The 26,138-nt window shown below is 63.4% G+C and carries 24 protein-coding genes; 11 read left to right on the top strand and 13 right to left on the bottom strand.

All coding sequences use genetic code 11. From position 1 onward, the window contains the following. Positions 1-27 precede the first annotated feature (27 nt). The gene (locus OU800_RS05240) at positions 28-1,638 is read right to left on the bottom strand and encodes a M28 family metallopeptidase (protein WP_268181736.1); all 1,611 of its coding nucleotides are present in this window, start codon (positions 1,636-1,638) and stop codon (positions 28-30) included. Positions 1,639-1,975: 337 nt separating this feature from the next. Here OU800_RS05240 and yejK point away from each other — a divergent pair, with 337 nt between their 5' ends. The 3 genes from yejK to OU800_RS05225 are packed head-to-tail and all read left to right on the top strand — an operon-like array spanning position 1,976 to position 4,147. Next, a complete protein-coding gene (yejK, locus tag OU800_RS05235) occupies positions 1,976-2,983 on the top strand; it encodes a nucleoid-associated protein YejK (protein ID WP_268181735.1) in 1,008 nt (335 codons plus the stop codon). 1 nt (position 2,984) lies between these two features. Next, positions 2,985-3,830: a polyphosphate kinase 2 family protein gene (locus OU800_RS05230; RefSeq protein ID WP_268181733.1), complete on the top strand. Its 846-nt coding sequence runs from the start codon at positions 2,985-2,987 to the stop codon at positions 3,828-3,830. Beyond that, the gene (locus OU800_RS05225; protein WP_268181732.1) at positions 3,827-4,147 is read left to right on the top strand and encodes a glutaredoxin family protein; all 321 of its coding nucleotides are present in this window, start codon (positions 3,827-3,829) and stop codon (positions 4,145-4,147) included. The genes OU800_RS05230 and OU800_RS05225 overlap by 4 nt, the downstream gene beginning before the upstream one ends. 2 nt (positions 4,148-4,149) lie before the next feature. Here OU800_RS05225 and qhpR read toward each other — a convergent pair whose 3' ends face one another. Continuing rightward, positions 4,150-5,229: an AraC-like transcriptional regulator QhpR gene (gene qhpR, locus OU800_RS05220; RefSeq protein ID WP_268181730.1), complete on the bottom strand. Its 1,080-nt coding sequence runs from the start codon at positions 5,227-5,229 to the stop codon at positions 4,150-4,152. 333 nt (positions 5,230-5,562) lie between these two features. Here qhpR and exaC point away from each other — a divergent pair, with 333 nt between their 5' ends. From exaC to eutC, 4 genes are all read left to right on the top strand, one after another. Beyond that, positions 5,563-7,083: an acetaldehyde dehydrogenase ExaC gene (gene exaC / locus OU800_RS05215; RefSeq protein WP_268181728.1), complete on the top strand. Its 1,521-nt coding sequence runs from the start codon at positions 5,563-5,565 to the stop codon at positions 7,081-7,083. A gap of 63 nt (positions 7,084-7,146) precedes the next feature. Next, positions 7,147-8,595, top strand: coding sequence for an ethanolamine permease (gene eat, locus OU800_RS05210; protein ID WP_268181727.1), 1,449 nt, complete (start codon positions 7,147-7,149; stop codon positions 8,593-8,595). A gap of 217 nt (positions 8,596-8,812) precedes the next feature. Beyond that, positions 8,813-10,207 (top strand): ethanolamine ammonia-lyase subunit EutB, encoded by a 1,395-nt coding sequence (locus OU800_RS05205; protein ID WP_268181725.1) that lies wholly within the window; start codon positions 8,813-8,815, stop codon positions 10,205-10,207. Positions 10,208-10,222: 15 nt separating this feature from the next. Then, positions 10,223-11,032 (top strand): ethanolamine ammonia-lyase subunit EutC, encoded by an 810-nt coding sequence (eutC, locus tag OU800_RS05200; protein WP_268181724.1) that lies wholly within the window; start codon positions 10,223-10,225, stop codon positions 11,030-11,032. A 230-nt stretch (positions 11,033-11,262) separates the two neighbouring features. On the opposite strand, the gene OU800_RS05195 is transcribed toward eutC, so the two are convergent. The 4 genes from OU800_RS05195 to OU800_RS05180 form a co-directional block, all read right to left on the bottom strand. Further along, positions 11,263-12,195: a glutathione S-transferase family protein gene (locus tag OU800_RS05195; protein ID WP_268181723.1), complete on the bottom strand. Its 933-nt coding sequence runs from the start codon at positions 12,193-12,195 to the stop codon at positions 11,263-11,265. A 62-nt stretch (positions 12,196-12,257) separates the two neighbouring features. Further along, positions 12,258-12,539, bottom strand: coding sequence for a GIY-YIG nuclease family protein (locus OU800_RS05190; RefSeq protein ID WP_268181721.1), 282 nt, complete (start codon positions 12,537-12,539; stop codon positions 12,258-12,260). Further along, entirely contained in the window at positions 12,536-13,255 is a 720-nt protein-coding gene (gene pcsA, locus OU800_RS05185; protein ID WP_268181719.1) for a phosphatidylcholine synthase, read from the bottom strand. Before pcsA ends, OU800_RS05190 begins: the two co-directional genes overlap by 4 nt. A 99-nt stretch (positions 13,256-13,354) precedes the next feature. After that, complete coding sequence (locus OU800_RS05180) at positions 13,355-13,825, bottom strand: nuclear transport factor 2 family protein (RefSeq protein WP_268181717.1); 471 nt, start codon at positions 13,823-13,825, stop codon at positions 13,355-13,357. A gap of 130 nt (positions 13,826-13,955) precedes the next feature. Between OU800_RS05180 and OU800_RS05175 the strand changes: the two genes are divergently transcribed. After that, the gene (locus OU800_RS05175; RefSeq protein ID WP_268181715.1) at positions 13,956-14,900 is read left to right on the top strand and encodes a GlxA family transcriptional regulator; all 945 of its coding nucleotides are present in this window, start codon (positions 13,956-13,958) and stop codon (positions 14,898-14,900) included. A gap of 924 nt (positions 14,901-15,824) precedes the next feature. On the opposite strand, the gene OU800_RS05170 is transcribed toward OU800_RS05175, so the two are convergent. The 4 genes from OU800_RS05170 to OU800_RS05155 form a co-directional block, all read right to left on the bottom strand. Then, on the bottom strand, positions 15,825-16,589 hold the full coding sequence (locus OU800_RS05170; protein WP_268181713.1) for an amino acid ABC transporter ATP-binding protein: 765 nt from the start codon (positions 16,587-16,589) through the stop codon (positions 15,825-15,827). Between the two features lie 9 nt (positions 16,590-16,598). Then, positions 16,599-17,699 (bottom strand): amino acid ABC transporter permease, encoded by a 1,101-nt coding sequence (locus OU800_RS05165; protein ID WP_268181712.1) that lies wholly within the window; start codon positions 17,697-17,699, stop codon positions 16,599-16,601. 10 nt (positions 17,700-17,709) lie between these two features. Then, positions 17,710-18,888, bottom strand: coding sequence for an amino acid ABC transporter permease (locus OU800_RS05160; RefSeq protein WP_268181711.1), 1,179 nt, complete (start codon positions 18,886-18,888; stop codon positions 17,710-17,712). A 67-nt stretch (positions 18,889-18,955) separates the two neighbouring features. Next, positions 18,956-19,984: an amino acid ABC transporter substrate-binding protein gene (locus OU800_RS05155; RefSeq protein WP_268181709.1), complete on the bottom strand. Its 1,029-nt coding sequence runs from the start codon at positions 19,982-19,984 to the stop codon at positions 18,956-18,958. A gap of 469 nt (positions 19,985-20,453) precedes the next feature. Between OU800_RS05155 and OU800_RS05150 the strand changes: the two genes are divergently transcribed. The 3 genes from OU800_RS05150 to rhlB all read left to right on the top strand — a co-directional run bounded on the left by OU800_RS05150 (position 20,454) and on the right by rhlB (position 23,843). Further along, entirely contained in the window at positions 20,454-21,113 is a 660-nt protein-coding gene (locus tag OU800_RS05150) for an alpha/beta hydrolase (protein WP_268181707.1), read from the top strand. A gap of 231 nt (positions 21,114-21,344) precedes the next feature. Further along, positions 21,345-22,283 carry a GGDEF domain-containing protein gene (locus tag OU800_RS05145; RefSeq protein ID WP_268181705.1) on the top strand — a complete coding sequence of 313 codons (939 nt, stop codon included), beginning with the start codon at positions 21,345-21,347 and terminating at the stop codon, positions 22,281-22,283. A gap of 126 nt (positions 22,284-22,409) precedes the next feature. Continuing rightward, on the top strand, positions 22,410-23,843 hold the full coding sequence (gene rhlB, locus OU800_RS05140) for an ATP-dependent RNA helicase RhlB (RefSeq protein WP_268181704.1): 1,434 nt from the start codon (positions 22,410-22,412) through the stop codon (positions 23,841-23,843). Positions 23,844-24,039: 196 nt separating this feature from the next. Here rhlB and OU800_RS05135 read toward each other — a convergent pair whose 3' ends face one another. The 3 genes from OU800_RS05135 to OU800_RS05125 all read right to left on the bottom strand — a co-directional run bounded on the left by OU800_RS05135 (position 24,040) and on the right by OU800_RS05125 (position 26,122). Then, a complete protein-coding gene (locus OU800_RS05135; protein WP_268181702.1) occupies positions 24,040-24,345 on the bottom strand; it encodes a hypothetical protein in 306 nt (101 codons plus the stop codon). 32 nt (positions 24,346-24,377) lie between these two features. Beyond that, positions 24,378-25,370, bottom strand: coding sequence for a TerC family protein (locus OU800_RS05130; RefSeq protein WP_268181701.1), 993 nt, complete (start codon positions 25,368-25,370; stop codon positions 24,378-24,380). A gap of 236 nt (positions 25,371-25,606) precedes the next feature. After that, positions 25,607-26,122: an acyloxyacyl hydrolase gene (locus OU800_RS05125; RefSeq protein ID WP_268181699.1), complete on the bottom strand. Its 516-nt coding sequence runs from the start codon at positions 26,120-26,122 to the stop codon at positions 25,607-25,609. Between the last annotated feature and the right edge of the window lie 16 nt (positions 26,123-26,138).

Genomic DNA, 26,138 nt, shown 5'->3' with positions numbered 1-26,138 from the left:
CTTTCTTTCCCAGCACGGCAAACGACGCTATTTGACCCAGTGCTTGCCCCAATGGGTGATGTCGTAGGCCTGGACGCTACGCTTGAGCATGCGCGAGTCCTGGGCAGCGGCGATCTCGTCATCGACGATCTTGGTGGACAGCGCCAGCCAACTGGCGACGAATGCCATGGCATCGCCGTTGACCTCCAGCGCACGCAGATCGAGGTTGTTCAGGTTATCGCAGGCTTCGTGATAGCACGGATCGAAGGCCTCGCCCGCAGTGCCGCCATAACGGCTGGCCTGCTCTTCGGACTTGACCACCTCGGCCCCGGTGAACAGCCCGCCGAAGGCGATGCCATCGGTAAAGAACTGCGCATAGTCGGAACGGAAGCTGATCTCGTCGCCCTCGAACGGCAGACCGCGCAGGCGGTAATACTCGCCGAACAGACGCTCGATCGCCGCCGAGCCGGGCGGGCCCTGCAGACCGAAGTCCGAACCGTCGCCGTCATAGACGAAATAGGCGAAGTTCGGTGAGGCGATCATGTCGAAGTTCAGATACGCCTTGATCTTCGCCTTTTCCTCATCGGGCAACTGGTTGACATAGTAGGTCGAACCCACCAACCCCGACTCCTCGGCGCCCCACCAGGCGAAACGCAGCTTGTTCTTCGGCTTGGCCTTGGCCATCTGCACGGCCAGCTCCAGCAGCGCAGCGCTGCCCGAGCCGTTGTCGTTGATGCCGGCCCCCTCAGCCACCGAATCCAGATGCGCGCCCAGCATCACCACGTTGCCCGCGTTGCCGCGCTTGCTCTCGGCCACCAGGTTGTAGGTCTGGGTTCGCTCGCGCAACACGTTGGTGACCATGCGCACCTGCTGCTCGGCCGTCTGCGCCAGGCTCACGCCCACGTCATAGGTGCTGAACAGCACCGGAATGCCGCCGGAATAGGCGTCACCCAGGGTGGCGCTGAGCAGACCCTTGCGCTCCTCGTTGTCGCCCTGGTTGAAAATCACCACGCCAACGGCACCGGCGGCGGCGGCGTTCTCGGCCTTGATCTGGAAGTTGCAGGTACCGCGCTGCAGCAGGGCGATGGAGCCAGCCGGGAAGCCGGCGAAATCCTCTGCCTCGCAGCCACTGCTGGACTGGTTGCCCTCGCCCAGGGCGATGTCCACCGCCACCACGGGTGCGCTGACGTCGCCGGCATCGGTCTGCGACAGGTAGGTGAAGTCCACCTCCCACTCGAACTGCGCCGGGGTCGGCGCCAGGCTCTGCAGCACGCCGGGGCCCTGGGGGTAGAACGCGCTGAATGGGAAGGCCTGGCGGCTGACCTGGTAGCCGGCGCTTTCCAGCGTCGCCTGCACATAGTCGAGCGAGCGCTGGTAACCGGGCAGGCCAGCAGCACGGTTGCCGCCGTTGGCCAGGGCGATGTCATTGAACATCTGCAGGTGGGTCATGCTGTTGGCCGCCTGCATGCAGCGCGGCAACAACAGCGGCGTTGCACTGAGCACACCCGAGCGACACTCCGCCGCCCCGGGCCGGGTCGGGCTCCAGAACTGATCGAACAGCTCGGTGACATCGGGCCCCTTGGCCGCAGTGGCCTGCCCGGAAATTGCCGCCAGCAAGGCGGCACCCAGTAGACGGCGATTATGGGTCTTGTTGCGCATGTAATCCTCCAATCCATATCTGGAGATCGAGAAAGGCGGCAACGCTTGTGGCGCCACCGCGGTGCGTCCCTTTACTGCGTCGCGTGGACGTGAAAGACGCTAGCCCGAGTTACGCCATCACGCGAATCCAAAACCGTATTTTTTGCAGAAAATAGAGATCTATCACTGCAGATGACGGCAATTAGCCAGCAAAGATTCACCCAGCCCTAGCGCCCCCCGGCATCTCGTGCCGATGTCAGGTAGACTTCGCCCATACCGCTGCAGCCGCGGCGCGAGCACTCACTCGCCCGGCCATGCCGCCAACCCCATCGCGAACCCGCCAAAGACCGAAGACCCCATGCCGATCCGTCACTGCATCGTCCACCTGATCGACAAGAAGCCCGACGGCAGCCCTGCCGTGCTGCACGCCCGCGACAGCGAGCTGGCCACCTCGCAAGCCATGGAAAACCTGCTGGCCGATCTCAACGAGAGCTACAACGCCAAGCAGGGCAAGGCCTGGGGTCTGTTCCACGAGGAGTCCGGCGCCTACCCCTTCAGCGGCTGGCTCAAGGCCTACCTCGATAACGAGCAGGATTTCACCGCCTTCAGCCGCCAGGCCGTGGAACACCTGCAGAAGCTGATGGAAGAATCCAACCTGTCCACCGGCGGCCATGTGCTCTTCGCCCACTACCAGCAGGGCATGACCGACTACCTGGCCATCGCCCTGCTGCACCACAGCGAGGGCGTGGCGGTGACCGACGCGCTGGACGTGACTCCGGCCAAGCATCTCGACCTCGGCCAACTGCACCTGGCCGCACGCATCAACATCAGCGAGTGGCAGAACAACAAGCAGTCCAAGCAGTACATCTCCTTCATCAAGGGCAAGAACGGCAAGAAGGTCTCGGACTACTTCCGCGACTTCATCGGCTGCCAGGAAGGGGTCGACGGCCCAGGCGAGACCCGTACTCTGCTCAAGGCCTTCAGCGATTTCGTGGAGAGCGAGGATCTGCCCGAGGAGCAGGCCCGCGAGAAGACCAAGACCCTGGTCGGCTACGCCAGTAGCCAGGCCAAGATGGGCGAACCCATCACCCTGGAAGAACTCTCCGGGCTGATCGACGAGGAACGCCCCAAGGCCTTCTACGAACACATCCGCAACAAGGATTACGGCATGGCCCCGGAATTTCCGGCGGACAAACGTACCCTGAGCCAGTTCCAGCGCTTCACCGGTCGCGCCGAAGGTCTGTCGATCAGTTTCGAGGCGCACCTGCTGGGCTCGAAGATCGAGTACGACGAGGGCCGCGACATGCTGATCATTCGCCAGTTGCCGACCCAGTTGAAGGATCAGCTCAAGCGTCGTCAGGACTGACATGGATACGCGCCTGGCGGACGAGTGGCTCGATGCTTGCCTCTGCCAGCCAGATGCCCCGCTGGCCGGCGACCCCGCGCGTACCTTCGGCCTCGACAAGCATGCAGCCAAGGCGCGCCTGGCGCGGCTCAAACCCTGGCTGCAGGAGCAACAGCGGCGCCTCTGGGCCAACCGGCGCCAGGCCCTGTTGCTGGTGCTACAGGGGCCGGATTGCAGTGGCAAGGACAGTGTCATCAGCCATGTGGTCAGCGCCTTCGATCCACAGGGCGTCGCGGTGCACGGTTTTCAGGCCCCCACGGCCCAGGAACGCCAGCAGCATTTCCTGCAGCGCTATCGCCAGCGCCTGCCGGCAGCAGGCATGCTCGGCGTGTTCAACCGCAGCCACTACGAGGCGCTGATCTGCGATCCGCTCGATGGTCTGTGCAGTGAGGAAGAACTGCCGGCGCGCCTGGCCGAATTGAGAGCATTCGAGGATCAGTTGCCTGCCCGTTCCATCGTCATGCTCAAGTGCTATCTGCAGATCGACCGGGCCGAACAATACCGGCGCCTGGTCGAGCGTCTGGAGCAGCCGGAAAAGCGCTGGAAGCTCAAGATCAGCGACCTGCGCACCCATCGCCAGTTCGACGAACGCAAGCTACGCTGGAGCAGGCTATTGAGTGCCAGCCATAAGGCCGACGCCCCCTGGTATGTAATCCCCGCGCACAAGCGCTGGCTACGCGATCTGCTGGTCGCCAGCCTGCTGGCACGTGAACTGGAAAGACTCCACCTGAACTGGCCGGATCGCCCGGCCCCCTTCAGCCTGGCCGAACTGCAAGCCGCTTCGGCGCACAAGGATCCCATACGATGAAGAAGATTCTGCTGATCCTCGCCGCCCTGGCCCTGTGGCAGAACTGGGGCAAGCTCGACCGCTGGCTGAACCCGCCGCAGGCCGGCAACGCCAGTGGCGAGATCGTGCTCTATGCCACCAGTTGGTGCGGCTACTGCGCCAAGACTCGCGAGCTGCTGCAGGGTGACGGCATCGCCTACCGCGAGGTGGACATCGAGAAGGACGCCATCGGCCGGCGGCAGTACGATGCCATCGGCGGCCGCGGCATCCCGGTGCTCGACATGCGCGGCCAGATCATTCAGGGCTACGACCCGACGGCCATTCGCGCCGCCTACTGATCTCAGTTCAGCGAGCCACCCTCGCGCCGCCACTGCCGTGGGCTGACGCCGAACCAGCGGCGGAAGGCGCGCGAGAAGGCACTGGTTTCCGAATAGCCGAGCAGCGGCGCCAGGTGCGAGATGGGCAATTGCGGTTGACGCAGGTAACGGTTGGCCAGTTCGCGGCGCACGTTGTCCACCAGTTGCGAGAAGCTCAGACCCTGCTCGCGCAGGCGCCGCTGCAGCGACCAACTGGCCATGCCCAGCATTTCCGCAACATCCTCCAGCGCTGGCTCGCCATACAGCAGGCGCTGGCGGATCTGCTCGCGCACGTCGTTGACCATGTCGCGTTCACCGCGCCCGCACAGAGCGCTGATCTGGTTCAGCGAGTCCTGCATAACCATCAACAGCACCGGGTCGCTGTCCGGCATGGCGCGGTCGAGGCCGCGCTTGGGAATCAGCAGTGAATTGCACGGCTGCTCGAAGTACACCGGCGCATCGAACACCTTACAGTGCTCGTGCCAGTGTTCCGGACGTGGGTGCTCGAAGTGCACCGCACGCGGCGCCCACTGCGGACCGAGTACATGGCGCACCAGATTGAGGGCCATGCCCAGGGTCAACTCGGCGTCCTGGCGACGGCTGAGGATGGCACCGTGGCGCACCTGATAGTCGAAGCGGTAGCACTCGCCCTCGTCGACCAGGCGGATCAGGCTGTTGCGCTGGTGCAACGGGAAGGCGCGGGAGAAGTTGATCAGCGCCTGCTCCAGGGTCGCCGAGCACAAGCCGATATAGCCCAGCAGGCCGAGCGCCTGGGGCTTGAACTGCTGGCCATAGTACAAACCGAAATTGTCGCAGCCGGACTGGTGCGCGGCCTCTTCCAGCACCTGACAGTAATTGGGCAGCGCCAGGCTCAGGGTCGGGTGGCGCAGGCACTCGGGGTCAATGCCGGATATGCCGAGGATACGATCCGGATCACCACCATGCTTCTCGATGAAACCGCACAGGCCGCTCGCCGCCGCGGCCAGCACCCCCGCATTGGCCGGAGCGCCGGACAGAAGCGAGGCACCGAGCGCACCCCCGGCCTGAGAGAGAAAGGAACTCATCAGGTCCTCCTTCGTGACAGTGCGTTTGCGAAAGCAAGAAACACGCCCGCACAGTCATGCAGCGCGCAGTCCACTCTCCGGGGCCTCTGCGCTCCAGCAGCGAGCACCGCCGTCAACGAGTGAGTCATTTTGAAACATGCGCACCAGAACGATGCGAGCGACTTGACCCATTACGACACAACCGACGCACGGCTCCAGCAAGTTGACTTTGCACGACAGCGTGTCGCTCCCTCGGTCAAGTTGCGCTGATGAAATCGGCTCATGATCGACCCAGGCTGAACGTCAGCTCACCTGCTACGTACAACTACAACAACATCGTTTCGGAGAACGCTCATGATTTACGCCAAACCCGGTACCCCAGGTGCCGTCGTCACCCTCAAGCCGCGCTACGGCAACTACATCGGCGGCGAGTTCGTGGCCCCGCTCAGCGGCCAGTACTTCACCAATACCAGCCCGGTCGACGCTTCGGTGATCGGTGAATTCCCCCGTTCCAATGCCGCCGACGTCGACAAGGCACTGGACGCCGCCCATGCCGCCGCCGATGCCTGGGGCCGTACCAGCGTGCAGGAGCGTTCGCACATCCTGCTGAAGATCGCCGACCGCATCGAAGCCAACCTCGAACTGCTGGCCGTGGCCGAAACCTGGGACAACGGCAAGGCCGTACGCGAGACGCTGAACGCCGACGTGCCGCTGGCCGCCGATCACTTCCGCTACTTCGCCGGCTGCATCCGCGCTCAGGAAGGCAGCACCGCCGAGATCAACGACGGCACCGTGGCCTACCACTTCCACGAGCCGTTGGGCGTGGTCGGGCAGATCATCCCGTGGAACTTCCCGCTGCTGATGGCCGCCTGGAAACTCGCGCCGGCCCTGGCCGCCGGCAACGCCATCGTGCTCAAGCCGGCCGAGCAGACGCCGCTGTCCATCACCCTGCTGGTGGAAATCATCGGCGACCTGCTGCCGCCGGGCGTGCTCAACATCGTCCAGGGCTTCGGCCGCGAGGCCGGTGAAGCGCTGGCCACCAGCAAGCGCATCGCCAAGATCGCCTTCACCGGCTCCACCCCGGTGGGCTCGCACATCATGAAATGCGCGGCCGAGAACATCATTCCGTCCACTGTCGAGCTGGGCGGCAAGAGCCCGAATATCTTCTTCGCCGACATCATGAACGCCGAGCCGGCCTTCATCGAGAAGGCGGCCGAAGGTCTGGTGCTGGGCTTCTTCAACCAGGGCGAGGTGTGCACCTGCCCGTCGCGCGCCCTGGTGCAGGAGTCGATCTACGACGCCTTCATGGTCGAGGTGATGAAGAAGGTCAAGCAGATCAAGCGTGGCAACCCGCTGGACACCGAGACCATGGTCGGCGCCCAGGCTTCGCAGCAGCAGTTCGACAAGATCCTCAGCTACCTGGAGATCGCCCAGCAGGAAGGCGCGCAGGTGCTGACCGGCGGTGCGGCGGAAAAACTCGAAGGCGACCTGGCCAGCGGTTATTACATCCAGCCCACACTGCTCAAGGGCACCAACCAGATGCGCGTGTTCCAGGAAGAAATCTTCGGTCCGGTGATCGGCGTGACCACCTTCAAGGACGAAGCCGAAGCCCTGGCGATTGCCAACGACACCGAGTTCGGCCTCGGCGCCGGCGTGTGGAGCCGCGACATGAACGTCGCCTACCGCATGGGCCGTGCCATCAAGGCTGGTCGTGTGTGGACCAACTGCTACCACCTGTACCCGGCGCATGCTGCCTTCGGCGGCTACAAGAAGTCCGGGGTCGGGCGTGAAACCCACAAGATGATGCTCGACCACTACCAGCAGACCAAGAACCTGCTGGTCAGCTACGACATCAACCCGCTGGGGTTCTTCTGATCTGCCATTCCCCTGACAACAGCATCTCGCGGCCTGGCCGCGAGGTGTGAAGGAGTTTTCCCCATGAGCAAAGACACCCTCGCCACGCACGCTTCGGCAGGCGGCGTGGAAACGGAAACGGTGAGCGCCGAGTACTTCGCCAACCGCCAGTTGAAGCAGGGCGCCGCCGGCTGGATCCTGCTGATCGGCCTCGGCGTGGCCTACGTGATTTCCGGCGACTACGCCGGCTGGAACTTCGGCCTGGCCCAGGGCGGCTGGGGCGGCATGTTCATCGCCACCCTGCTGATGGCCACCATGTACCTGTGCATGTGCTTTTCACTGGCCGAGTTGTCCTCGATGATCCCCACCGCTGGCGGTGGCTACGGTTTCACTCGCACCGCCTTCGGCCCCTGGGGTGGTTTTCTCACCGGCACGGCGATCCTCATCGAATACGCCATCGCCCCGGCCGCCATCGCCTGCTTCATCGGCGCCTACTGCGAGTCGCTGTTCGGCATCGGTGGCTGGGTCATCTACCTGATCTTCTACGTGGTGTTCATCAGCATCCACATCCTCGGTGCCGGCGAGGCGCTGAAGCTGATGTTCGTCATCACCGCCGTGGCGGCCATCGCCCTGGGCGTGTTCATCGTCGCCATGGTGCCGCACTTCAATGTGGCCAACCTGTTCGACATTCCCGCCACCGACGCAACCGGCGCCAGCGCCTTCCTGCCATTCGGCTACCTGGGTATCTGGGCCGCCCTGCCCTACGCCATCTGGTTCTTCCTCGCGGTCGAGGGTGTGCCGCTGGCCGCTGAAGAAACCAAGAATCCCAAGCGTGACCTGCCGCGCGGCCTGATCGGCGCCATGTTGGTGCTGCTGGCCTTCGCCGGCCTGATCCTGCTGGTCGGCCCAGGCGGCGCCGGTGCGCAGGCGCTGATGGCCTCGGGCAACCCGCTGGTCGAGGCGCTGGACAAGGTCTACGGCGGCTCCACCTGGATGAGCCAGTTCGTCAACCTGGTCGGCCTGGCCGGGCTGATCGCCAGCTTCTTCTCGATCATCTACGCCTACTCGCGGCAGATTTTCGCCCTGTCGCGCGCCGGCTACCTGCCACGCAGCCTGTCGCTGACCAACCGTAACAAAGCCCCGGTGTTGGCACTGATCGTGCCTGGGATTATCGGCTTTGGCTTGTCCTTGAGCGGCCAGGGCGACCTGCTGATCCTGGTGGCGGTGTTCGGTGCGACCATTTCCTATGTGCTGATGATGGCCGCCCACGTGACCCTGCGCATCCGCCGCCCGGACATGCCGCGTCCGTACCGGACTCCGGGTGGTGTGCTGACCTCCTCGGTGGCCCTGGTGCTGGCAGCGGTGGCGCTGGTCGCCGGCTTCCTGGTCGACCCACGGGTCGTGATCGGTGCGGCGGTCATCTACGCTCTGTTCATCGCCTATTTCGCCTTGTACAGCCGTCACCACCTGGTGTCCGGCACACCGGAGGAAGAGTTCGCCGCCATCCAGGCCGCCGAACGCTCCCTGCGCTGAAAGGCCCACGACAATGAGGGCGCCTTTAAAAACGTAGGCGAGGCAGTCAGCGCAAGGCGAAAACAGCCGAAGATGCGCAGTTTACGAGCTGTAAATGAGCATTCTGAGGTTGTTTTCAACGCGGCGATGACAACGCACGACTGCATGGATGCAGGAGGTAGAGCGACGCAGGAAGCCAAAGCCGAGGTAGTTTTTAGAGGTGCCCGGGAGGATTGATATGGCTAGCTTCACCCATACTATCGGCAACCTGAACTGGCGCTTCGACAGCCTGCGCGAGTTGATGGCCAAGGCCACGCCGGCGCGCTCCGGCGACTACTTGGCCGAGGTCGCCGCCAGCAGCGACGCCGAGCGCGCCGCCGCGCAGATGGCGTTGGCCGAGGTGCCGCTCAAGCACTTCCTGCAGGAGGCACTGATCCCCTATGAAAGCGACGAAGTCACCCGCCTGATCATCGACACTCATAACGCCCAGGCCTTCGCCCCGGTCAGCCACCTCACGGTAGGCGGGTTTCGCGACTGGCTGCTCAGCGATGCCGCCGATGAGGCCAGCCTCAAAGCGCTGGCCCCCGGCCTGACGCCGGAGATGGTCGCGGCGGTGTCGAAGATCATGCGCATTCAGGATCTGGTGCTGGTGGCGCAAAAGACCCGCGTGGTCACCCGTTTTCGCAACACCCAGGGCCTGCGCGGGCGCATGTCCACCCGCCTGCAGCCCAATCACCCGACCGACGACCCGGCTGGCATCGCCGCCAGCGTGGTCGACGGCCTGCTCTACGGCAACGGCGATGCCATGATCGGCATCAACCCGGCCACCGACAGCATGAGCGCGGTGTGCACCCTGCTGGAGATGCTCGATGCAGTGATCCAGCGCTACGAGATTCCCACCCAGTCCTGCGTGCTCACACACGTCACCAGCTCCATCGCCGCCATCGAGCGTGGCGCGCCGCTGGACCTGGTGTTCCAGTCCATCGCCGGCACCGAGGCGGCCAACACCAGCTTCGGCGTCAGCCTCAAGGTACTGCAGGAAGGCTACGAAGCCGGCCTTAGCCTCAAGCGCGGCACCCTGGGCAACAACCTGATGTACTTCGAGACCGGCCAGGGCAGCGCGCTGTCGGCCAACGCCAACCATGGCGTCGACCAGCAGACCTGCGAAACCCGCGCCTATGCAGTGGCCCGCCACTTCAACCCGTTCCTGGTCAACACCGTGGTCGGCTTCATCGGCCCGGAATACCTGTACAACGGCAAGCAGATCATCCGCGCCGGGCTGGAGGATCACTTCTGCGGCAAGCTGCTCGGCGTGCCCATGGGCTGCGACATCTGCTACACCAACCACGCCGAGGCCGATCAGGACGACATGGATACCCTGCTGACCCTGCTCGGCACCGCCGGCATCAACTTCATCATGGGCATTCCCGGCTCGGATGACGTGATGCTCAACTACCAGACCACCTCCTTCCATGACGCCTTGTATGCACGCAAGGTGCTCGGCCTGCACGCTGCGCCGGAATTCGAGGCCTGGCTGGCGCGCATGGGGATTTTCCAGCAACAGGGCGGGCAACTGCGCATGGGCGAGGAACTGCCGCCGGCATTTCGCCAGGCCCTGGCCCAGTTGTCCTGATCAGTCGAGGCCGTCATGAGCGAAAAGTCCCCCGCTACCGCAAATCCCTGGCAGCACCTGCGCCAACTGACGCCGGCACGCATTGCCCTGGGCCGCGCCGGCACCAGCCTGCCGACCGCTGCGCAACTGGACTTCCAGTTCGCCCACGCCCAGGCGCGTGACGCCGTGCATTTGCCGTTCGACCACACCGCGCTGCGCGAAGCGCTGCATGACCGCCAGATACCGACACTGCTACTGCACAGCGCCGCCGCCGACCGCCACACCTACCTGCAACGCCCGGATCTGGGGCGGCGCCTGCACGAAGATGCCGCACAACTGCTTGATGACTACGCCGCAGAGCACGGCCGCGGCTACGATCTGGCCATCGTCATCGCCGACGGTTTGTCATCCCTGGCCGTACAAAAGCACAGCCTGCCCTTTCTCGAACGCTTGCTGGAGCAGGTGCAGGCAGAGGGTTGGTCGCTGGCGCCCATCACCCTGGTGGAACAGGGCCGAGTGGCGGTGGCGGACGAAGTGGGGCAGCGCCTGGGCGCGAAGATGACGGTGATCCTGATTGGCGAACGCCCTGGCCTCAGCTCGCCGGACAGCCTGGGCCTGTACTTCACCTATGGGCCGAAGGTTGGCCTCAACGACGCCTACCGCAACTGCATCTCCAACGTGCGCCTGGAAGGCCTGAGCTATGGCATGGCCACCTTCCGCCTGATGTACCTGATGCGCGAAGCCTGCCGTCGCCAGCTCTCGGGGGTCGAGCTCAAGGACGAAGCCGAAGTGCCGACGCTGGACAACGCCGGGCCGGGTAATTTCCTGTTGCCGGACAAGCGTTGAGACGGTTGGTCAGCGCATAGGGTGAACACCGTGTGTGGATGAAAAGAGCGTCATCCACACACTGACCACCCACGTAGCCCGGATGTAATCCGGGAAGCCCTGGCACGCCGCCCCGGATTGCATCCGGGCTACGGACAACGCGCCTCGATACGGAAGGTAGGGTGGACGACGCTTCACCCGTCCACCAAGCGACGAGGACAGCGGTGGCTGGAAAAAGCGTCCTCCAGGCATCAACGCGCCTCGATACGGAAGCCCAAACGCGGGAAGTGCACATGCAGGGTGCCGGCGCGCTCATCTTCGCGACGCAGGATCAGTTCCTCGCGCCCAGCAAACAGCAGCTCGCCCTCCACCGGGTCGACGCCGTAATCCACGGCGGCAATGCTCACCGCCTGGCCAGGCTGGAAGCCATTGGGGTCGATAAACGCCTCGTCCGGCAAGGCTGCCGGCGTCGCTTCGCGCGCCACGGCGATGGCCTGCTCGCCGCTCATCTCGCTCAACGAGCCGTGACCGAAGTCCAGTACCCGTGCCAGCCAGGCCGCCACTTCCGGGTAATCGTCCACCAGCGGCGCGGTCACCGGGGTGCCACGCAGGAACCACAATGGATGCGCCAGGGCGATGTCGGCGATGCTCGCCTCGCCGAACAGGAAATCACCACCGCTGCGCAGTTGCTGCTGCAGACGCCCCATGATCACCGGCCACTGATGCCGCGCCTGCTCCAACGGCAGGCGGCTGGCACTACCACCGGCGAATAGCGCGCCACGGTCGGCCAGGAAGGCCTTGACGAACTCCGGCGGCAACTTGGCGAAGCGCACGGCGAGGGATTCGGGGGCAAAGACCAGCGCCACCGCATGCTGGAACACCACCGAATCGGCCCATTGGGCGAAGGTGGCCACATTGAACGCCTGCGCCTCGGGATACAGCGCCGGGGTGGCCTTCTCGGCCTCCAGGCGGCGGGCGATCAGCGCGGTGTCGCAGTAGATGTCGGCCCCCACCTGCAGCACCGGCGTCTTGCGGTAACCGCCGGTGAGGGCGGTGAGGTCGGGCTTGGGCATCACCGGCGGGATCATCACCGAGCGCCAGGACAACTGCTTGAAGCCCAGCAGCAGGCGGGCCTTCTCGGCGAATGGCGAGGTCGGGTAGTGGTGCAGGATCAGCTCGTGCATGGCGCGCTCCAGGGCAGATTGAGCGTTCAGCTTAACCGCAGCGGCGGCAGGCGCACACCGCCTCAGGCTGATGCTCCTCCATCAACGGCCAGAATGAGCGCTTCCTTGGCCATCTTGCTCAGACGCTTGATCGCCCGCTCGCGGCGCAGGGCATCGCCCTTGCCGGCACAGGCTTCGACGTAGGCCAGCGCCAGCGCCGGGCTGGTATGGAAGAAACGCGCACCCTTGCCTGCCTGGTGCTGGGCGAAGCGCCGCTGCGGATCGTCGCTGATGCCGCAGTAAAGGGCGCCATTGGCGGCGCGAACCAGATAGACGAACCAGGGTTTGTCCGTTGCCGCCGTCATCCGCGTGCTGGGAACCACTCACGCGCCGAGCGCCACAGGCACATGCCGACGAAATAGGCCGAAGCGGCGAACCACAGCCCCAGTTGCCACACGGAATTGTGCGGGTACTTGAGGATCAGCAGCGCACTGGAAAGCATCCAGACGAAGGTCACGACGATGTTCAGCGGCATGAACTGACGCACGCGGAAGGGGTGCAGGAACTTCATCTTGGTCAGAGTCAGGCCGGCCAGCAGCACGATCATGCCCAGGGTGATCCAGGGGTGGATATCGAGGATGTAGAAGTACAGCACCACCACGTTCCAGGCTGCCGGGAAGCCGACGAAGTAGTTGTCCTGGCTCTTCATGTTCAGGTTGCAGAAGCAGAACAGCGAAGACAGCAGGATCAACCCCACGGCGAACAAGGGGGTGTAATCCGGCAGCGGAATGAAGCGGTAGAGGAAGATCGCCGGGATGAACACGTAGGTGAGGTAATCGATGACCAAATCCAGAGTCGAGCCGTCGAAATGCGGCAACACGCCCTTGACGTCGTAGCGTCGCGCCAGCGAACCGTCCAGGCCATCGACCAGCAGGGCCAGGCCGAGCCAGAGCAGGCATTGCTTGGGTTGGCCGTCTAGGACGGCAAGCAAAGCCAGCAGCGCGAGGATCACACCACTGGCGGTAACGGCATGAACGCCCCAGGCCTTGGCCTGTTTTACGGCTACGATGAGTTGGGTCACGGCAGGTCTCGATTGGCAGTGGAGTTACGGCACCCCATGTGCGCACTCTTCATTGAAAGCTGAGACCGGCTAGCCTACCACTGCGTTCATTCGTCCGCCTCAGCGCGACGCACGAAACTGCGCCAAACCCCGTGCCGCCTGTCGACGAATGGCGTTCTGCACGGGGGGCAGCCAGCCCAGCAGCACACCCTTGGCCCCCAGCGCCTGCCGCGTCCAGCTCCACAGGTCGAAGTGATCGCGGTGTTCGACGATCAGGCCGTCGCGAAAGACGAAGCGCGCCTGGATATGGTTGACCACCTGACGGCCAGTCGCGTTGAACCGGTAGGTCGCCACCCAGTGGGCGCTACCGGCGTGATCGTCGGCATGCACTGCATCGAAGGTCAGGGAAAAATCCTGCGCACGGCTGCACAGCATGCGCCACATGTCCCCGGCCTCGGCGCCATGCAGATCGGTGAAAACGGGGTCGGAGAAGCGCACGTTCTCGGCGTAGCAAGCCGCCATGGCCTCGGCATCACGATTCTGGAAAGCCGTGTAGAAACGGGTGATCAAGTCGGCATTGGGGTGGCTCATGCATGGCTCCTGGTGATGGCAGGCGGTGATGATCGATGTCGACCAGTCTGCCCCCGAGCGCAGGGGCTGGCGACTGGCGACACGGACAACTTTATGTCAATAATCGCCAATCTATATCACAGGTGCCGTCATGCTACGCATCGCCCTCTACGTCTGCCCACAAACCGTCTGCTCCAGCCTGAGCATGGCCCAGGACACCTTCGGCCTGGCCAACCACCTGGCCGGCGCGCCGCGCTTTCAGCTCCAGCGCTTCAGCCTCGATGGCCAGCCGGTACGCCTGGATTTCGCACAGATCATGGTCGATGGTGGCATGGAACTGGCCGAGCAGGCCGACCTGCTGATCCTGCCGGCCACCGGCAGCGCCGTGGCCCGCACGCTAGAGGCCAACGCCGCGCTGCTGCCCTGGTTGGCGCAGCGGCGCCAGCAGCAGGTCGCCAGCCTGTGCAGCAGCGCCTTCCTGCTCGCTGCCGCCGGCCTGCTCGAAGGGCGCCGTGCTACCACCCACTGGGCCCTGGCCGATGCCTTCGCCCGACGTTTCCCAGGCGTGCACCTGCACAGCGAACGCCTGCTCACCGAGGATGGCCCGCTGTTCTGTTCCGGTGGCGCCCAGGCCGGGCTCGACCTGTGCCTGCATCTGGTGGCCCGGCATGCCGGCGAGGAGCTGGCGCAGCAGGTGGCCGCCGCCCTGGTGGTGGAACGCCAGCGCGGCCTGCAGACGCGCTTCGCCCCGCTGCTGCCGACGCTCGGTGACAGTGCGCTGGCGCCCTTGCTGCAGTGGCTGGAAGAGCATCATGGCGAGGCCATCGACCTCGAGCGCCTGGCACAACAGGCCCATTGCTCGCCCCGAACCCTGCTGCGCCGCTTCAAGGCGGCTACCGGCCTGACGCCCAACGACTACCTGCAGCGTCTGCGCATCAGCCGCGCCCAGCAGGCCCTGGCAGACTCGCGGCAGTCAGTGGAACGCATCGCCAGCGCAGTGGGCTTCGCCGATCGCGCCACCTTCGCCAAGCGTTTCAAGCAGCTCTGTGGGGAGACACCGGGGGCCTTTCGCAAGCGTATGCAGCGTAGCGGTTGAAAATGGTTCATTACGGATTGGAGGGGAAGTCGGTCGTGAACCGAACTGGCAATACGGTGTGAGTTGTTCTGGTGTCTGTTCCGTATTGCCGCGTTTTTGCTGATGTTTTGGTTTCGCCCTCCCAGGCGAGTCACTTTTGACGGGCAAAAGTAACCAAAACCCTCCGCCCGGTCATCCGGCCCTGGCTTCGCCAGGGTTCGCTCACTCCATCGCCGTTCCAGAGGCCCGCCGCGGTGGGCCATCCCTGGCCCATCGCGGCTCTCGCGACATCCATGTCGCTCAACCTCTTCCACGACGACTCCGTTCGCCCTCCTGGGCGGGCTCTGCACGCGCCTGAACCCTAGGTAACCCAGAATTAGCGGGGAGTGCTTGAACATGGGTCAGCCTTAGGGCTGACCTGAAAGCCGGCAAGCTGTTCAACGCATGAAACTATGCGAATGAAAGTTTTGGTTTAACCCGGCGGCCACGTCATGGCTCCACAGCTACCAGAGCACGCCGGGCATGCCCGGAACCGATGTACGTTCAGGCGCGCTAACTTCCCCTTCAGGAGGCCGAACGTAGGCATTGCGCAGGGGGCGAGCGGCATGGATGCCGCGAGAGGCTTAAAGGGCCAGGGATGGCCCTTGTAAGCCGACCCCGGAGCGATGCCGGAGTGAGGGAAGTCGAGCGAAGCATGACGGGGACGCCTAGTTCCGGATGGCGGGGGTGCGTTTCTTTTGCTTACTTTTCTTTGCGCATTTCAAAGAAAAGTGAGTCGCCCGAGGGGGCGAAACCTGGAATTTCTGAGAACACCCAAGGCGGCGTCCAGAACACCGACGCAAGACGACAAAATCAAACAAACGTGCCAATCCAGTCTCAATCAAACAGTTCCCAACACAATGAAAAAAGGGAGCCCGCAGGCTCCCCTTTTCACAACAGACAGAATCAATGAAGGATCTGGCTGAGGAACAGCTTGGTGCGCTCGTTCTGCGGATTGGTGAAGAAGCTCTCGGGGTCGGCCTGTTCGACGATCTCGCCCTTGTCCATGAAGATCACCCGGTTGGCCACGGTGCGGGCGAAGCCCATCTCGTGGGTCACGCAGAGCATGGTCATGCCGTCTTCGGCCAGGCCGATCATGGTGTCGAGCACTTCCTTGACCATCTCCGGGTCGAGCGCCGAAGTAGGCTCGTCGAACAGCATGATCTTGGGTTTCATGCACAGCGCCCGGGCAATCGCCACGCGCTGTTGCTGACCGCCGGAGAGCTGACCCGGATACTTGTGCGCCTGCTCGGGGATGCGCACGCGTTCGAGGAAATGCATGGCGATTTCCTCGGCCTGGCGCTTGGGCATCTTGCGTACCCACATCGGCGCCAGGGTGCAGTTCTGCAGCACGGTCAGGTGCGGGAACAGGTTGAAGTGCTGGAACACCATGCCCACTTCGCGGCGCACGGTTTCGATGTTCTTCAGGTCACGGGTCAGCTCGGTACCATCGACCACGATGCGCCCTTCCTGATGCTCCTCCAGGCGGTTGATGCAACGGATGGTGGTGGACTTGCCCGAGCCCGACGGCCCACAGAGCACGATACGCTCGCCCTGGGTGACGTTCAGGTTGATGTCCTTGAGCACGTGGAACTGCCCGTACCATTTGTTCACACCGGTAAGCTGGATGATGCCTTCAGCCGCGCCGGGGGCTTTGCTTGCTTCTTTCATGTTGGGTCCTCAACGCTTGTGGCCGGTATCCAGCTTGCGCTCCAGGTGCATGGAGTAGCGGGACATGCCGAAACAGAAAATCCAGAAGATCAGGGCCGCGAAGGCGTACCCCTCGGTCGCCATGCCCAGCCATGCCGGGTCGGCGGCGGCCTGCTTGACGCTGTTGAGCAAGTCGAACAAGCCGATGATGATCACCAGGCTGGTGTCCTTGAACAGGGCGATGAAGGTGTTGACGATGCCCGGAATCACCAGCTTGAGCGCCTGTGGCAGGATCACCAGGCCCATCATCCGCCAGTAGCCCAGGCCCATGGCCGCCGCAGCCTCGTACTGCCCCTTGGGAATGGCCTGCAGGCCGCCACGCACCACCTCGGCGATGTAGGCCGACTGGAACAGGATCACCCCGATCAGCGCGCGCATCAGCTTGTCGAAGCTCATGCCCTCGGGCAGGAACAACGGCAGCATCACCGAAGACATGAACAGCACGGTGATCAAGGGCACGCCACGCCAGAACTCGATGAAGGTCACGCAGACCACCTTCACCGCCGGCATGTTGGAGCGCCGCCCCAGTGCCAGCAGAATGCCCAGCGGCAGTGCGCCGGCGATGCCGACGGCGGCGATCACCAGGGTCAGCATCAGGCCACCCCAGCGGCTGGTCGGCACGTTCTGCAGGCCGAAGAAGCCACCATGCAGCAGCCAGTAGGCCACCAGCGGGTAGATCAGCAGGAAGGCGATGCCATAGTGCGCCTTGCGCGGAAAGCGGCTGATGAACAGCGGCGCGGCACCGATGATGGCCAGGAAGGCGGTCAGATCGACCCGCCAGCGCAGCTCGCTGGGGTAGAAGCCGTACATGAACTGGCTGAAGCGCGACTGGATGAACACCCAGCAGGCGCCCTCCTTGGTGCAGTCGGCGCGGGTCGTACCGACCCAGTTGGCATCGATGAACGCCCATTGCAGAACTGGCGGAATAGTCAGCCAGATCAGGTACAGGGCGAAGAAGGTCAGCAGGGTGTTCGGCCAGTTGGAGAACAGATTTGCCCGCATCCACGCCACAGGGCCGACACTGGTGCTCGGCGGTGGCAGATCCGGTTTGAACGTATGCGTAGTGCTCATGCGCAAGCCCTCACCGCTCGATCAGCGCAATGCGCTTGTTGTACCAGTTCATCAGCAGGGAAATGCTGATACTGATGGCCAGGTAGACGCTCATGGTGATGGCGATGACCTCGATGGCCTGGCCGGTCTGGTTGAGCACCGTACCGGCGAACAGCGACACCATGTCCGGGTAGCCGATACCGGCAGCCAGCGACGAGTTCTTCGTCAGGTTCAGGTACTGGCTGGTCAGCGGCGGAATGATCACGCGCATCGACTGCGGAATGATCACCTTGCGCAGCGTGACGCTGGTATTGAGCCCCAGAGAGCGCGCTGCTTCGGTCTGGCCGTGACTGACGGCCTTGATCCCGGAGCGCACGTTCTCGGCGATGAAGGCCGCGGTATAGACCGTCAGAGCGATGGTCAGTGCCAGCAACTCGGGGATCAGCACCCAGCCGCCCCTGTAGTTGAAGCCCTGGAGTACCGGCAGCTCCCAATGCACTGGGCTGCCGAACACCAGGGCAACCAGAGTGGGAATGCCCAGGATCATGGCCAGGCCGACCCAGAACTTGTGGAAGGGCACGCCGGTGGCCTCGAAGCGACGATTGGCCCAGCGCACCATCAGCACGATGGCCACAAGCGTTACAACGAGGCCAATGAGGAACGGCCAGAAACCCTCGGCCGCAGTGGCCGCCGGCATGTTCAGGCCACGGTTGCTGAGAAAGAACGCGTCGTTGACGCTGATGCTGTTGCGCGGCCCCGGCAACGGCAGAAGCACGGCGAAGTACCAGAAGAGAATCTGCAGCAGCGGCGGAATGTTACGGAACACCTCGATATAAACGGTGGCCAGCTTGCTCAGCATCCAGTTCGGCGAAAGCCGCGCGATACCGATGAGAAAGCCCAGCACGGTGGCCAGGACGATGCCGATGAAGGACACCAGCAGCGTGTTGAGCAGGCCGATGACGAAGACCCGCGCGTAGCTGTCTGCCTCGGTGTAGCTGATCAGGTGCTGGGCGATGCCGAAGCCGGCACTGCGTTCGAGAAAGTCGAAACCGGAGGTGATGCCACGGTTCTGCAGGTTGGTCTGGGTGTTGTGGAACAGGAACCAGCCCAGCGCGACCACGGCCGCGACGGTGATGATCTGGAATAGCCAGGCACGCACACGTGGATCGCTAAGGGAGAACCCTTGCGGTGCGCCAATGTTTTTCTGCATGGGAATGCCCCAGGTATATCGGAACGAAAATCGCCCGGCAGAGGCTGCCGGGCGACAAGTCGGTCAATCAGCGCACGGGCGGTGCGTAATGCAGACCACCTTTGTTCCACAGAGCGTTGAGGCCACGCTCGATCTTCAGCTCGCTGCCGGCACCAACGTTGCGGTCGAAGACCTCACCGTAGTTACCGACCTGCTTGACCACCTTGACCAGCCAGTCGTTGGGCAGCTTGAGATCCTTGCCGTATTCACCGTCGGCACCCAGCATACGGGCGATGTCCGGGTTCTTGGTTTCCTTGGCCATGGCCTCGACGTTCTTCGAGGTCACGCCCAGCTCTTCGGCATTGAGCATACCGAACAGGGTCCACTTGACGATGGTGAACCACTCCTCGTCACCACGGCGAACCACCGGGCCCAGAGGCTCCTTGGAGATCACTTCCGGCAGCACCACCCACTCGTCCGGCGCGGCCAGCTTGATGCGCTGGGCATAGAGCTGCGACTGGTCGGAGGTCAGCACGTCGCAACGACCGGCTTCCAACGATTTGGCGCTCTCGTCGGAGGTATCGAAGGTGATGGGGGTGTACTTCAGGCCGTTGGCACGGAAGTAGTCGGAAACGTTCAGCTCGGTGGTGGTACCGGCCTGGATGCAGATGGTGGCGCCATCGAGCTCCTTGGCACTGGCGACGCCCAGCTTCTTGTTGACCAGAAAGCCGATGCCGTCATAGTAGGTCACGCCGGTGAACATCAGGCCCATGCCGCCATCGCGGGAGCTGGTCCAGGTGGTGTTGCGCGAGAGCATGTCGACTTCGCCGGACTGAATGGCCGTGAAGCGCTCCTTGGCGGTCAGTGGGCTGTACTTGACCTTGCTCGCATCACCGAACACGGCAGCCGCTACGGCGCGGCAGACATCCACATCGATCCCCTGATAGTTACCCTTGGCATCCGGTACCGAGAACCCCGGCAAACCGTCGCTGACACCACATTGCACGAAGCCTTTCTTCTTGACTGCGTCCAGCGTGGCGCCTGCATGGGCAAAACCGCTGACACCGAGTACGACTGCGGTGGTCACGGCAGCCAGGGTGGATTTCACCATCTTCATCAAAACCTCCAGTGCTCTTGTTGTGTTGGCGTCTCCATCCTGCCTCTGAACCCTTATGGGGCATGCGATTCGCTGCAAGCAGCGAGATCGACGAGAGGCGCGAACGTCGGGCGAATCCGGTCGGCAATCCCTCTATTGGCCAACCCACTCCACCCTGCCCATTGGTTGAACGGGCCAAAGACGCATTCTTATACCGCTGGGGCGACCGCCCTTCACGGTTGGAAAGGAACCCCACACCGCGGATTCCTGCCTGTTGCGCGACACTAATGGCACAGTGTTACCGTTACCGCACCCTGCGCTCAGTCCGAGTCAGCTTTAGCAAGCCTCGTACCAGCACTGGACATTGGCCCGGACAAATCAGGGTCAAGAGCAAAATTTGCACCCGTGCGACAACTTGTTCACAGATTAGACGTCCTTTGAAAAAGGCGACGCCCCAATTTCGAGCGTGCGCACCACACTGGAGCTACCAATGACCCCACCCATGATTCTGCAGCCACCGCAAACCCCAGATGCCACCGTCATCTGGCTGCATGGCCTGGGCGCCGACCGCTACGATTTCCTGCCGGTGGCGGAAATGCTGCAGGAGCGTCTGCCCAGCACCCGCTTCATCCTGCCGCAGGCTCCCACCCGCCCGGTCACCATCAATGGTGGCTGGAGCATGCCGAGCTGGTACGACATCCTCGCCATGAGCCCGGCGCGGGCCATCGACCAGGCGCAGATGGAGGAGTCCGCCGCCCAGGTGATCGCCCTGATCGAAGCCGAGCTCGACAGCGGTATCGCCGCCGAACGCATCGTGCTGGCGGGTTTCTCCCAGGGCGGAGCGGTGGTGCTGCACAGCGCCTTCCTGCGCTACGACGGCCCACTTGGCGGTGTCCTGGCGCTTTCCACCTATGCCCCGACCTTCAGCGCTGACATGCGCCTGACAGCGACCCAGCAGCGCCTGCCGGTGCTGTGCCTGCACGGTCGCTTCGATGACGTAGTGACACCCGACATGGGCCGCGCCGCCTTCGAGCGCCTGCAGGCCTGCCAGGTGCCGGTCGAGTGGCGCGATTACCCGATGAGCCACGAGGTGGTGCCGGAAGAGATCGGCGACATCGCCCAGTGGCTGATGCAGCGTCTCGCTGCCTGAAATGCACCGCAGAAGGCAACTGGCCGCAGGCCTTACAACATGAAAAATTGCAATGACGCGCACTGCTTAACAGTCTTGAAATAATCTTCAACCGCTGGTCGGGCCAGGTTTCGCCCAGCATTGTCAGGGGTGCGCCCCGAGCATACTGTCGAGTCATCAAGAAACCAGAAGAACAGGGAGCGTTCGCCCGGCTCTACAGCCGTGCGCTCCCGCCAGCCCCAAGAAGCCTCGATGAAACTGGCACACTGGCAGGTCGACCTGCAGCAGATCAAACATCTGCAACTCTTCAACAAGGTTGCGTTGGACAGCCTCGATCTGTTGCTGCAGGAATTCTGTGCCTACGATCTCGATGCCGGTGAAGTGCTGTTATCGCCCTTCAACCGCAATCAGCACCTGTACCTGGTGGTCAAGGGGCGTCTGCGCGTCTACCTCGGCTCGCTGGACAACCAGGCGGTGAGCAGCCTGGAAGTAGGCGATTGCGCCGGCGAGATCAGCTTCATCGACAACGACCACCCGAGCGCCTACGTGGTGGCGGAACAGCCCACCACGGTGCTGCGCCTGCACCGCGAGTCGCTGATCACCCTGTTCCAGCAGTCACCGCAGATGATGCAGAACCTGCTGGAGCTGCTGTGCAAACGGGTACGCCAGGGCAACCGGCTGATTCTCGACAGCGAACAGAATGCCAACGTCGACACCCTCACCGGCTGCTTCAACCGGCGTTGGCTGGAGCATGTATTCGAGCGCGAAAGCACCCGCTGCGCCTTCAATGAAGCGCCCCTGGCGCTGATGATGCTCGACGTCGATCACTTCAAGGCCTACAACGACCAGCACGGCCATCTGGCCGGCGACTATGCCTTGTGCCTGGTAGCCCAGACTCTGCGCAAGCAACTGCGCCCAAAGGACAGCATGGTGCGTTTCGGTGGCGAAGAGTTCGTCATCCTCCTGCCGGAACTCACCGCCGAGGACGCCCGCAGCATCGGCGAACGCCTGCGCGTAAGCCTGGAACAGGTCGACGATTTCTATTCCCCCCTTGGCGCGTTGCCAGGCGTGACGGTATCCATTGGCCTGGCTCTGATGAACCCGAAAGACAGCTTGCAGAGCCTGATCGCCCGTGCCGACGACGCCTTGTATCAGGCCAAGCAGCAGGGGCGTAACTGCCTGGTCGGCTGACGGCCATCCCCCGCTCGAGCGTCGCACCGAGCGCCCCTTGACAGGCACACGCGAAGCACTTCGCCACGCTCGCGTCTTGCATTACACTGGCGGGCGTTCACTCCTTAACCAGTCGATGAGAAGCCCGTGCTCAAAGCACTCAAGAAAATGTTCGGCAAAGCCGAAGACGAGCGGCCACAACCGGCGCCGTCCACCACCGCAGCACCCGCCCCGCTACCCAACGCCGGTGACGACGCGCCCCGCAAGAACAAACCCGCACGCGATGCCAGCGAAACTGCCGGCGACAAACCGCGCCCGACCAAGGCGGACAAGCCGCGCCGCGAACGCCCGGCCAAGCCGGTGGACACCTGGAAGCTGGAAGACTTCGTGGTCGAGCCGGCCGAAGGCAAGATGCGTTTCCACGATTTCAAGCTTGCCCCCGAGCTGATGCATGCCATCCACGACCTCGGCTTCCCCTACTGCACGCCGATCCAGGCCGGCGTGCTGGGCTACACCCTCAAGGGCCAGGACGCCATCGGCCGGGCCCAGACCGGCACCGGCAAGACCGCCGCCTTCCTCATCTCGATCATCACTCAGTTGCTGCAGACCCCGCCGCCGAAAGAGCGCTACATGGGCGAGCCGCGTGCGCTGATCATCGCGCCGACCCGCGAGCTGGTGGTGCAGATCGCCAAGGATGCCGCCGAGCTGACCAAATACACCAAGCTCAACGTCATGAGCTTTGTCGGCGGCATGGACTTCGACAAGCAGCTCAAGCAACTGGAATCGCGCTTCTGCGACATCCTCGTGGCCACCCCAGGGCGCCTGCTGGACTTCAACCAGCGCGGTGAAGTGCATCTGGACATGGTCGAGGTGATGGTGCTCGACGAAGCCGACCGCATGCTCGATATGGGCTTCATCCCCCAGGTGCGCCAGATCATCCGTCAGACGCCGATGAAGGGTGACCGCCAGACCCTGCTGTTCTCTGCCACCTTCACCGAAGACGTGATGAACCTGGCCAAGCAATGGACGGTCAACCCGGCCATCGTCGAGATCGAACCGGAGAACGTGGCCAGCGACACCGTCGAACAGCACGTCTACGCCGTGGCCTCCAGCGACAAGTACAAGCTGCTGTACAACCTGATCACGCAGAACGCCTGGGATCGGGTGATGGTCTTTGCCAACCGCAAGGACGAAGTACGGCGCATCGAGGAACGCCTGACCCGCGACGGCGTCAGCGCCGCGCAGATGTCCGGTGACGTGCCGCAGCACAAGCGCATCAAGGTGCTCGAAGGCTTCCGCGCCGGGCATATCCGCGTGCTGGTGGCCACCGACGTGGCCGGCCGCGGCATCCATGTCGACGGCATCAGCCACGTGATCAACTTCACCCTGCCGGAAGACCCGGACGACTACGTGCATCGCATCGGCCGTACCGGCCGCGCCGGCACCAGCGGCACCTCGATCAGCTTCGCCGGCGAGGACGACGCCTTCGCCCTGCCGCCGATCGAAGCGCTGATCGGCCGCAAGATCCAGTGCGAGATGCCACCGGACGAACTGCTCAAGCCGGTGCCGCGCAAACACTGAGGCGATTGCAGCAAAACAAAGGCGAAGCCAGTGGCTTCGCCTTTTTCGTTTGCCGCGCGTCAATGGCGCAAAGGGCTGCCCTTACCTGCACGACATGGCTCCTACCTATCGCACGCCGGGGTATTCATTCCTGCGGATAAATCCGCCCCCCAGCCGACCGTGCCTCCAGACACTCAGGGCGTGAAAACCACCGCCGTCAGGTTTCCACCCCCGGCTCGATGGGCTGCTCGGCAGCCTCCTCCTTCTCCTCGCGCTCGGCTTGCTCGTCCTGCTCGGCCTTGCCCAGGGCGCGTTTGGAGGATTCCTGCAAGGAGTCCACCTGACGGTTGACCTCGTCCACCACCTCGCCCACCGACTCCTCGATCAGCGCCTGCGCCTCCTTCTTCGCCTCTTCGGCCAGCTTCTGCGCGGACTGCTCGGCGGCGTCGCAGCCGACCAGGGTGATCAGCGCCATGCCCAGCGCGGCAAGCGCCAGGCGGTTTTTCCCGTGTGCGTGCATCATGCGTCTCCGCTTTCGATGATGGAAAAGGTCGTTCAAGATCCGATCTGGCTGGGCTGCTGGCCGCGGGTCTTGTACAGCGACAGCAGCACGCCGCCGACCAGCAGCCCCAGGGTCACGCTTAGCGACACCACGGCCGGAATCTTGCCGATGATGCCGACCAGGAAGATCTTCGCGCCGATGAACACCAGCACCAGTGCCAGCGCGTACTTGAGGTAGGCGAAGCGGTGGATCAACGCGGCCAGGGCGAAGTACAGGGCACGCAGGCCGAGGATGGCGAAGATGTTCGAGGTGTAGACGATGAACGGATCCTGGGTGATGGCGAAGATCGCCGGCACGCTGTCGATGGCGAACATCAGATCGGCGCACTCGATCAGGATCAGCGCCAGGAACAGCGGCGTCACCCACAGCACGCTGCGCCCCTGGTCGTCGTTCTGGCGGACGAAGAAACGCTCGCCATGCAGCTCATCGGTGACGCGCAAGTGCTTGCGCAGAAACTTCACCAGCATGTTGTTCTGCAGATCCGGCGCATCGTCCAGCTTGGAGAACAGCATCTTCACGCCGGTGAAGAACAGGAAGGCGCCGAATACGTAGAGGATCCAGGCGAATTCGTGGATCAACGCCGCGCCCAGGCCGATCATGATCGCCCGCAGCACCAGCACGCCCATGATCCCCCAGAACAGCACCTTGTGCTGGTACTGCCGCGGGATGGCGAGGAAGCTGAAAATCATGGCCATGAGAAACACGTTGTCCATCGACAGCGATTTCTCGATCAGAAAACCGGTGACGTAATCCATGCTGGCGTCGCCGCCTTTCTGGAAGAACACCCAGACACCGAACAGCAGACCCGCACTGATGTAGCCGGCCGACAGCAACAGACTCTCGCGCACGCCGATTTCGCGATTGTCGCGATGCAGCACGCCAAGGTCGAAGGCCAGCAGGGAGATGACGACAGCGATGAAGACCAGCCACAACCAGGTGGCCGTGCCGAGGAAGTCGGCGAAGAGAAACGGTTCTAGGGCAGTCATGGAGCCCCTCCTACAGTCAGATTGAACAGACTGTGATTCCGACATCGCGGTGTTAACCGCCAGAGGGGCCCGGCATCACGGGCGCAACGATAGGCAGGCTACCGGCGCCGTTCAACAGGGCGAGTTTTGCAAATCATTTCCGCGGCAGCGAAAGGCGCTATACGGCTGGTTCGGGGAAGAAAAACGCCGCGACTCCCTGTTGGGGAGCGCGGCGCTATGGCTTGCCGATCGACTGCTTAGAAGCTCGTGCGGTAATGCACGGTATAGGCCTCGGTGCCATCGTTGGGCTGCTTGAGGCCGGCGTTGGAGTAGTGGATGGCACGCAGGCCGATCTCCTGCCCGGCGAAACGCAGACCGAAGCCCAGACGATCCTCGAACTGGAAGGACGAGCCCAGGTCATTGCTCTCCAGCTCGGTGCTGGAGAACGCTGCCACGCCGATACCGGCCTCGATGTACGGCCGCACGTTCTGCCCGGCGAACTCGTAGACGAACACCGGCGCGAAGGAAAGGCTGTGATTGCTCGCCGTTTCGTCGCCATCCCAGTAGGTGTAACCCAGATCCCAATAGCCGGTCAGACGGCCATAGCTGCTCTCGAGCCAGCTATGGTTCCAGTCCCACTGCGCCCCCAGGCGGTAGACCATGGTGGAGTCGCCACTCTGGCCGATGGCAGCGGTCACATCCGCCGCCTGCGCAGCCCCCATGGTTCCGAACGCAAGGGCTGTAGCTGCAGCAAAGGCATACAACGTCTTCATGAGTAATTCCTTTTCT

Origin of the sequence: Pseudomonas sp. GOM7, from assembly GCF_026723825.1 — a bacterium.
Taxonomy (GTDB): Bacteria; Pseudomonadota; Gammaproteobacteria; order Pseudomonadales; family Pseudomonadaceae; genus Aquipseudomonas.
The sequence above is the reverse complement of the archived record's forward strand: the minus strand, read 5'-3'. Positions and strand labels throughout refer to the sequence as shown.

Coding starts and splice junctions, on each gene's coding strand:
- OU800_RS05240 (WP_268181736.1), bottom strand. CDS start 1,638: ATGCGCAACAAGACCCATAATCGCCGTCTACTGGGTGCCGCCTTGCTG.
- yejK (WP_268181735.1), top strand. CDS start 1,976: ATGCCGATCCGTCACTGCATCGTCCACCTGATCGACAAGAAGCCCGAC.
- OU800_RS05230 (WP_268181733.1), top strand. CDS start 2,985: ATGGATACGCGCCTGGCGGACGAGTGGCTCGATGCTTGCCTCTGCCAG.
- OU800_RS05225 (WP_268181732.1), top strand. CDS start 3,827: ATGAAGAAGATTCTGCTGATCCTCGCCGCCCTGGCCCTGTGGCAGAAC.
- qhpR (WP_268181730.1), bottom strand. CDS start 5,229: ATGAGTTCCTTTCTCTCTCAGGCCGGGGGTGCGCTCGGTGCCTCGCTT.
- exaC (WP_268181728.1), top strand. CDS start 5,563: ATGATTTACGCCAAACCCGGTACCCCAGGTGCCGTCGTCACCCTCAAG.
- eat (WP_268181727.1), top strand. CDS start 7,147: ATGAGCAAAGACACCCTCGCCACGCACGCTTCGGCAGGCGGCGTGGAA.
- OU800_RS05205 (WP_268181725.1), top strand. CDS start 8,813: ATGGCTAGCTTCACCCATACTATCGGCAACCTGAACTGGCGCTTCGAC.
- eutC (WP_268181724.1), top strand. CDS start 10,223: ATGAGCGAAAAGTCCCCCGCTACCGCAAATCCCTGGCAGCACCTGCGC.
- OU800_RS05195 (WP_268181723.1), bottom strand. CDS start 12,195: ATGCACGAGCTGATCCTGCACCACTACCCGACCTCGCCATTCGCCGAG.
- OU800_RS05190 (WP_268181721.1), bottom strand. CDS start 12,539: ATGACGGCGGCAACGGACAAACCCTGGTTCGTCTATCTGGTTCGCGCC.
- OU800_RS05180 (WP_268181717.1), bottom strand. CDS start 13,825: ATGAGCCACCCCAATGCCGACTTGATCACCCGTTTCTACACGGCTTTC.
- OU800_RS05175 (WP_268181715.1), top strand. CDS start 13,956: ATGCTACGCATCGCCCTCTACGTCTGCCCACAAACCGTCTGCTCCAGC.
- OU800_RS05170 (WP_268181713.1), bottom strand. CDS start 16,589: ATGAAAGAAGCAAGCAAAGCCCCCGGCGCGGCTGAAGGCATCATCCAG.
- OU800_RS05165 (WP_268181712.1), bottom strand. CDS start 17,699: ATGAGCACTACGCATACGTTCAAACCGGATCTGCCACCGCCGAGCACC.
- OU800_RS05160 (WP_268181711.1), bottom strand. CDS start 18,888: ATGCAGAAAAACATTGGCGCACCGCAAGGGTTCTCCCTTAGCGATCCA.
- OU800_RS05155 (WP_268181709.1), bottom strand. CDS start 19,984: ATGAAGATGGTGAAATCCACCCTGGCTGCCGTGACCACCGCAGTCGTA.
- OU800_RS05150 (WP_268181707.1), top strand. CDS start 20,454: ATGACCCCACCCATGATTCTGCAGCCACCGCAAACCCCAGATGCCACC.
- OU800_RS05145 (WP_268181705.1), top strand. CDS start 21,345: ATGAAACTGGCACACTGGCAGGTCGACCTGCAGCAGATCAAACATCTG.
- OU800_RS05135 (WP_268181702.1), bottom strand. CDS start 24,345: ATGATGCACGCACACGGGAAAAACCGCCTGGCGCTTGCCGCGCTGGGC.
- OU800_RS05130 (WP_268181701.1), bottom strand. CDS start 25,370: ATGACTGCCCTAGAACCGTTTCTCTTCGCCGACTTCCTCGGCACGGCC.
- OU800_RS05125 (WP_268181699.1), bottom strand. CDS start 26,122: ATGAAGACGTTGTATGCCTTTGCTGCAGCTACAGCCCTTGCGTTCGGA.